This is a genomic window from Streptomyces sp. NPDC001941 (assembly GCF_040296945.1).
Classification (GTDB): Bacteria; Actinomycetota; Actinomycetes; order Streptomycetales; family Streptomycetaceae; genus Streptomyces.
On the sequence record NZ_JBEOYE010000106.1, the window covers coordinates 22,478 to 29,216 of the forward strand.

At 73.9% G+C, this 6,739-nt stretch carries 8 protein-coding genes and 1 tRNA gene; 7 read left to right on the top strand and 2 right to left on the bottom strand.

The annotated features are described in order from the left end of the window. The first annotated feature begins 29 nt into the window (after positions 1–29). From moaC to ABT160_RS39955, 5 genes are all read left to right on the top strand, one after another. Complete coding sequence (gene moaC / locus ABT160_RS39935) at positions 30–509, top strand: cyclic pyranopterin monophosphate synthase MoaC (protein WP_351653560.1); 480 nt, start codon at positions 30–32, stop codon at positions 507–509. After that, positions 506–1,009 carry a MogA/MoaB family molybdenum cofactor biosynthesis protein gene (locus tag ABT160_RS39940; RefSeq protein WP_351653562.1) on the top strand — a complete coding sequence of 168 codons (504 nt, stop codon included), beginning with the start codon at positions 506–508 and terminating at the stop codon, positions 1,007–1,009. The genes moaC and ABT160_RS39940 overlap by 4 nt, the downstream gene beginning before the upstream one ends. Then, a complete protein-coding gene (locus ABT160_RS39945) occupies positions 1,006–1,626 on the top strand; it encodes a GNAT family N-acetyltransferase (RefSeq protein ID WP_351653563.1) in 621 nt (206 codons plus the stop codon). The genes ABT160_RS39940 and ABT160_RS39945 overlap by 4 nt, the downstream gene beginning before the upstream one ends. 153 nt (positions 1,627–1,779) lie before the next feature. Next, positions 1,780–2,847 carry a divisome protein SepX/GlpR gene (sepX, locus tag ABT160_RS39950; protein WP_351653565.1) on the top strand — a complete coding sequence of 356 codons (1,068 nt, stop codon included), beginning with the start codon at positions 1,780–1,782 and terminating at the stop codon, positions 2,845–2,847. A gap of 97 nt (positions 2,848–2,944) precedes the next feature. Then, positions 2,945–3,018, top strand: a tRNA-Ala gene (locus ABT160_RS39955). Between the two features lie 100 nt (positions 3,019–3,118). On the opposite strand, the gene ABT160_RS39960 is transcribed toward ABT160_RS39955, so the two are convergent. Both ABT160_RS39960 and ABT160_RS39965 read right to left on the bottom strand, forming a co-directional pair. Then, positions 3,119–4,111, bottom strand: coding sequence for a trypsin-like serine peptidase (locus ABT160_RS39960; protein ID WP_351653567.1), 993 nt, complete (start codon positions 4,109–4,111; stop codon positions 3,119–3,121). Positions 4,112–4,201: 90 nt separating this feature from the next. Next, a complete protein-coding gene (locus tag ABT160_RS39965; protein WP_351653569.1) occupies positions 4,202–4,729 on the bottom strand; it encodes a GNAT family N-acetyltransferase in 528 nt (175 codons plus the stop codon). 49 nt (positions 4,730–4,778) lie between these two features. Here ABT160_RS39965 and ABT160_RS39970 point away from each other — a divergent pair, with 49 nt between their 5' ends. Then, complete coding sequence (locus tag ABT160_RS39970; RefSeq protein ID WP_351653571.1) at positions 4,779–5,576, top strand: exodeoxyribonuclease III; 798 nt, start codon at positions 4,779–4,781, stop codon at positions 5,574–5,576. A gap of 240 nt (positions 5,577–5,816) precedes the next feature. Continuing rightward, complete coding sequence (locus ABT160_RS39975) at positions 5,817–6,644, top strand: nucleotidyl cyclase domain-containing protein (protein ID WP_351653573.1); 828 nt, start codon at positions 5,817–5,819, stop codon at positions 6,642–6,644. The last annotated feature ends 95 nt before the right edge of the window (positions 6,645–6,739 follow it).

Sequence of the window (6,739 nt, forward strand, 5' to 3'; positions counted from 1 at the left end):
CCCACACAGCGACCGGGAGTGCCACAGCAATGAGCACGCAGCAAGGACTGACCCACATCGACGAGGCGGGCGCGGCCCGCATGGTCGACGTCTCCGCCAAGGACGTCACCGCGCGCACCGCCCGCGCCACCGGCCGGGTCCTGGTCGCGCCGCGGGTGGTCGAGCTGCTGCGCGGCGAGGGCGTGCCCAAGGGCGACGCGCTGGCGACCGCGCGCATCGCGGGGATCATGGGCGCCAAGCGGACGCCCGACCTGATCCCGCTGTGCCACCCGCTGGCGCTCTCCGGGGTCACCCTGGACCTGTCGGTGGCCGACGACGCGGTGGAGATCGCGGCGACCGTGCGCACCACCGACCGCACGGGGGTGGAGATGGAGGCCCTGACCGCCGTGTCGGTGGCGGCCCTGACCGTCGTCGACATGGTCAAGGCCGTCGACAAGGGCGCGGTCATCTCCGACGTACGGGTGGAGGAGAAGACGGGCGGCAAGTCGGGCGACTGGAGCCGCTCGTGAGCTCCGAGGACACCCCGCGCTACCGCGCGCTCGTCGTCACCGCCTCCAACCGGGCCTCGGCCGGGGTGTACGAGGACAAGGGCGGCCCGGTGATCGCCGAGGCGCTGCGCGCGCTGGGCTTCGCCGTCGACGGCCCCCGGGTCGTCCCCGACGGCGACCCGGTCGAGGCGGCCCTGCGCGACGGCGTCGCCCAGGGCTACGACGCGATCGTCACCACCGGCGGCACCGGCATCTCGCCCACCGACGCCACCCCGGAGGCCACCCGCCGGGTCCTGTCGTACGAGATCCCCGGCATCCCGGAGGCCATTCGCGCGTACGGCCGGGACAAGGTGCCCACCGCCGCGCTCTCCCGGGGCCTGGCCGGGGTCGCCGAGCGCACCCTGGTGGTCAACCTGCCCGGCTCCACCGGCGGGGTGCGCGACGGCATGGCGGTCCTGGCCGACCTGCTGGTGCACGCGGTCGACCAGATCCGCGGCGGCGACCACCCCAGACCGTCATGAGCCACTCCTGGCCCGTGGTCCTCACCGACGGGGACGTGACGCTGCGGCCCATAAGGGCGCGCGACCAGCGCGCCTGGCGCGACGTCAACCGCCGCAACCGGGACTGGCTGCGCCCCTGGGAGGCGACGATCCCGCCGCCCGCGCCGGGCGGTCCGGTCGCCCAGCGGCCCACCTACCGCCAGATGGTGCGCCATCTGCGCGGCGAGGCGAACGCGGGCCGGATGCTGCCGTTCGTCATCGAGTACCAGGGCCGCCTGGCGGGCCAGTTGACGGTCGCCGGGATCACCTGGGGCTCGATGTGCTCGGGGCACGTGGGCTACTGGGTGGACCGGGACGTGGCGGGCCGGGGCGTGATGCCGACGTCCGTGGCGCTCGCCGTCGACCACTGCTTCCACCGGGTGGGACTGCACCGCATCGAGGTCTGCATTCGCCCGGAGAACGGCCCGAGCCGGCGCGTCGTGGAGAAATTGGGATTCCGCGAGGAGGGCCTGCGCCCGCGCTACCTGCACATCGACGGGGCGTGGCGCGACCACCTGGTCTTCGCGCTCACCGCGGAGGAAGTACCCGAGGGGCTGCTGCGCCGCTGGCACCGGGAGCGGCCGGGGGCCGCGCGCTGAGAACACAAATAAAATAGGTGTTCGAAATAAATCATCAGTGGCGGTCTGCTGATCCGAAGAATCACAAAAAAAGTCAGTGATATCAGCCAGATCGTGCGACACACCGGCCCAATTGGCCGATGGCCCCGTACGAACCCCTCTACGGTGTGAGGCGTGAGCAGCAGCGGCCTCATCTACGCAGTCATCGTCGGGGCCTGGGCCGCCTACTTGGTGCCGATGTGGCTCCGCAGGCAGGACGAGCTCAACGAGGCCCGTCCGACGGAACGCTTCAGCACCGCCATCCGGCTGCTGTCCGGACGGGCGGGAATGGAGCGCCGGTACGCCAAGGAGCTGCGCGAGCGCGACGCCGGCGAGGCGGCGCCCGACGCGGACCCGGACGCCCGGACGGAGTACCTGAGCTCGGTCGACGTCCGGTCCTTCGCCGCGCCCAGGACCGAGGTGCGCGAGCGGCCCAGGCCCGTCCCCGCCCAGGAGCGCCCGCGCCCCGCCGAGCGCCCCGCCGAGCGCGCCGCCGCGGCCGAACGCGCCCGCCGCACGCGGGTGCTGGCCCGCCGCAGACGCACCACCGTCCTGCTCTTCCTCGCCTTCACCATCGGCTCGGTCGTCGCGGCCGTCGGCGGCCTGGCCTTCCTGTGGGCGCCCGCCGCCCCGGCCGTGCTGCTCAGCGCGTACATCGTCCACCTGCGCAACAAGGAGCGCAGGCGGTTCGCGTACGTCATGGACCGGCGCCGCGCCGAGGTCGCCGCGCAGCGGCTGCGCGAGAACCGCACCCGCCGCCACCCGGCCCCGGCCGCCGAGGCCGAGGACGAGCCCGAGGCGCACCGGCCCGAGCCCGAGCCGGCCCCCGTGGTCTCCCCGCAGGAGGCCGGGCGTCGCGCGCTGGTGGAACAGACCGACCACGCCGAGTGGGTGGACGCCCAGCGCGACCGCGGCCCGGCCAGGGGCGAGAGCTGGGAGCCGGTCCCGGTCCCGCTGCCGACGTACGTGACCGCGCCGGTCGCCCCGCGCGCCTCCAGCGGCGTGGACGTGACCGACCCCGAGACCTGGAGCGCGGCGCGCTCCTCGGCCGCCGAGCCGACCCCGCCGCCCGCCCCGGCCAAGGGGACCGCCCCGGCCCAGCGCCGCCCCGGCGGCGACCGGCGCCGCAACCGCGACCGCGGCCGCACCCCGCTCTTCGACCAGTACGAGGACGAGGACCGCCCCCGCGCGGCCAACGAATGACGCACCCCGGGCCGCCCGGCGCCGGGTGTCCCGGTGACCTGCGGGGAGCGGATTTCCGAGCACCCCGTGGGAGGTGCTAGAGTTTCACTCGTTGCAAGGGCCTGTGGCGCAGTCTGGTAGCGCACCTCGTTCGCATCGAGGGGGTCTGGGGTTCAAATCCCCACAGGTCCACAACAACACGGGAACCCCGTCCGATCGTTCAGATCGGGCGGGGTTCCTGCTTTTTCCCGGCGGGTTTTCGCGACGGGTCTCCCGACGGGGCGTCAGGGGGTCAGGACGCCTGGGCCTTGTCGTAGAGGGCCTTGGCGTCGTTGCCGAAGTACGGGCCGAACATGCGGTTGGGCAGGAAGGTGTAGCCGAAGCTGTTCACCGAGACCTGCAGGCCCGTGCCGGCCGTCTCGTCGAAGGACGTGAACCAGGGGCCGCCGCTGGAGCCGCCGGTCATGTTGCAGCCCAGGGAGTGGTCCGTTGAGAGCAGGAAGTCCTTCGAGCTGTTGCCGCTGCAGTAGATCAGCTTGGTGCCGTCGTACGGGGCCGCGGCCGGGAAGCCGAAGGCGTACATCCGCTTGTTGTAGCCGCCGTTGAACTGGATGCCCTGCGCGCCGGTGACGGCGGTGAGCTTCTGGCCGTTCAGCGGGGCGACGACCGCGGCGCCGACGTCGTAGTTGATGTCCTCGCTCGCCTCCCACTGCGGGGTGGTGAGCGTCTTGGCGGCGCTCCACTGGCCGTAGGGCGCGCTGCCGTTGGTGTAGCCGGGCACGAAGACCCAGTTGGTGTGCCAGGCGCCCTGGTACTTCACGCAGTGCCCGGCGGTGATGACCGTGCTGGCGTTCTGGCTGGTGACGGCGTTCCCGGAGCAGGAGGCGGTACGGCCCTGGAAGGTGAAGAACACCCGTCCCGAGGTCTTCACCACCGCGCCGCCGCCGGTCCACGCGCCGCCCGCCTGCGGGAAGGCCAGGGGGCCCGCGGCGGGTGCGGCGGGTCCCGCGGTGGGGCGGACGGTGGTGGCCGGGCCGGAGGACGCGGGGGCCCCCGGGGCGCTCGCGGTGCCGGGGGCCAGGTCCAGCGGTCGCGCCGCGCGCATCCGCTCGGGGGTCCAGAAGGCGCGGGCCCGCTGCTGCTCGGCGGTCGACGCGGTGCGGGCCCCCGGGGCCGCCGGGGTGTCCGAGGGGGCGGCCGCCGTGGCGGGGGCCGCGCCCAGGCCCGCGGCGAGCAGGGCGGCGAGGGTCGGTAACGTGCCTGCGGCCGTGCGGTTGCTTCTCACGCATGTCTCCTTCTGCCGGGGCAGGTGTGGGGTAGAGAACGGTGCGGATCGGCGTGCGTGAGGAGAGGGTCCCAGAAGGGGACTGGTTTGTCAGGGGCGCGTCAGTGATTCCGGCGCGTCCGGGAGTCCCGCCGCGCTCGGGAGCAGCGGCTTGGCGAAGCAGCGGCTGGAGTCGTAGGTGCGGTAGTGGCCGAACTTGGCGCACGGCAGGTAGCCGCTGGACCCGTACAGCGCGATGGCCTCCGGCTGCATGTCCCCGGTCTCCAGGACCATCCGGGTGCGTCCGGCCGCCCGGGCGTCCGCCTCCAGGGCCGCGAGCACGCGGCGGGCCAGGCCCCGGCCGCGGGCGGGGCGCACCACGTACATCCGCTTCAGCTCGGCGTCGCCGTCCGCGTACCCCTCGTCGTTGAGGTCCTGCGAGCGCCAGCCGCCGGTGGCGAGCGGGGTGCCGTGCTCGTCGTAGGCGATGAGGTAGAGGCCGCGCGGGGGTGCGAACATGGCGGGGTCGAGCGGTGTGACGTCGCCCTCGCCCCCGTACCGCTCGGCGTACTCGAGCTGGACCTCGTCGTTGAGTCTGAGGGCGTCGGGGTGGTCGAAAGGCACAGTACGGATAAGCATACGAGGTAGCGTACATGTATGCGGCGGCCCGGCTGGGTAGGGTGCCGGAATGCTCACCGTGACGACCGTGAATGTGAATGGGCTCCGCGCCGCCGCCAAGAAGGGCTTCGTGGAGTGGCTGGCCGGGACCGACGCCGACGTCGTCTGCCTGCAGGAGGTGCGCGCCGAGGAGCACCAGCTGCCCGAGGAGGTGCGCGCCCCCGAGGGCTGGCACACCGTGCACGCGCCGGCCGCCGCCAAGGGCCGCGCGGGCGTCTCCCTCTACACCCGCCGCGCCCCCGAGCGGGTGCGGATCGGCTTCGGCTCGGCCGAGTTCGACGGCAGCGGGCGCTACGTCGAGGCCGACCTGCCGGGCGTCACCGTCGCCAGCCTCTACCTGCCCTCCGGCGAGGTCGGCACCGAGCGCCAGGACGAGAAGATCCGCTTCATGGACGCGTTCCTGCCCCACCTCAAGGAGCTCAAGGAGCGCGCGGCGGCCGACGGCCGCGAGGTCGTCGTCTGCGGCGACTGGAACATCGCCCACCAGCAGGCCGACCTGAAGAACTGGAAGGCCAACCAGAAGGCCGCCGGCTTCCTGCCCGAGGAGCGCGCCTGGCTCTCCCGCGTCCTGGACGAGGCGGAGTACGCCGACGTGGTCCGCGCCCTCCACCCGGACCAGGCGGGACCGTACTCCTGGTGGTCCTACCGGGGCCGCGCCTTCGACAACGACAGCGGCTGGCGCATCGACTACCAGATGGCGACCCCCGGCCTGGCGGGCCGCGCGGTCAAGGCCTGGGTGGAGCGCGCCGCGACGCACGCCGAGCGCTGGAGCGACCACGCGCCGGTGACCGTGGTGTACGAGCAGTAGGGGTGTACGAGCAGTAGGGCGCGGCGTCCCCGGGGGCCCGGGCGGACCGGTGGGGTCCGCCCGGGCCCCTCGTCGTACCCGCTCCCGGCCGCCTCCCGCTCCTCTTCCGGTGATGATCAACGGCCTTGTGTGCGAAGGGAATTGGCCATTCTCCGCTATGGGTCAGTTGGCGTAGACCCCGTGGACCCGCGTGCCGTCTACTGGGGCCACTGATCGAATGGTTGCCCTTGGGAGGCGGTCATGGCGGACGAGGCCACGCACTGCTGGGTGATGGTGCTCGACATCGAGGACTTCAGCTCGCGCACCGACCCCGTGCAGCGCTCGCTGCGCACCGCGATGTACGACGTGCTGCGGGAGGCGCTGGAGCGGGCCGGACTCGCCGGGGAGCGCATCGACGTCGAGGACCGGGGCGACGGGGTGCTGATGATCGTGCCCGGCACGGTGCCGCCGGTCGACCTGGCCGGAAAGTTCGTCCGCGCCCTTGACGACGAACTGCGCCAGAAGGCCGTGGTGTTCAGCGCCGAGCACGCCATGCGCTTCCGGGTCGCGCTGCACCAGGGGCTGGCCTCCCGGGACGGCCGCGGCTGGTCCGGCGACGCCGTCAACACCGCCTGCCGGCTCGTCGACGCGCCGCCGCTGCGCCAGGTCCTGGTGGCCGCGGACGGCGCCCGGATGGTCTTCGTGGTGTCCGCCGAGATCCACCGGGCCGTCGTGCGCCACGGGCACCGGGCCGTCGACCCGGCCGCCTACCTGCCCATGCCGTTCACCACCAAGCACGGCGAGACCATCGACAGCTGGGTGACCGTGCCCGGTTACCCGGCCCCGCCCGGCCTGGGCCCCGCCGCGGGGCCCCGGGCGGCGGGACCCGGGCCGGGCGGCGCCGCCCCCGCGCCGACGGGGGCCGCCGCGCCGCCGCCCGGCCGGGGCGGGCTCAGCATCGGCACCGTGCAGAACGGCAACGTCGTCGGCAACGTCGAGGGGGACTTCGTCGCCGGGGACAAGGTGACCGGGGACAAGTACGGCCCCGGCGCCCGGCGCACCGGCGACGAGGGCCGGGTGCGTCCGTGACCACACCAGCGGGGGGAGCGCCGGCCGCCGGGGGAGCCGGGGGAGCCGCACCGGCGGCCGGTCCGGGGGGAGCCGGGGGCGGAGCGGGCAGTCCC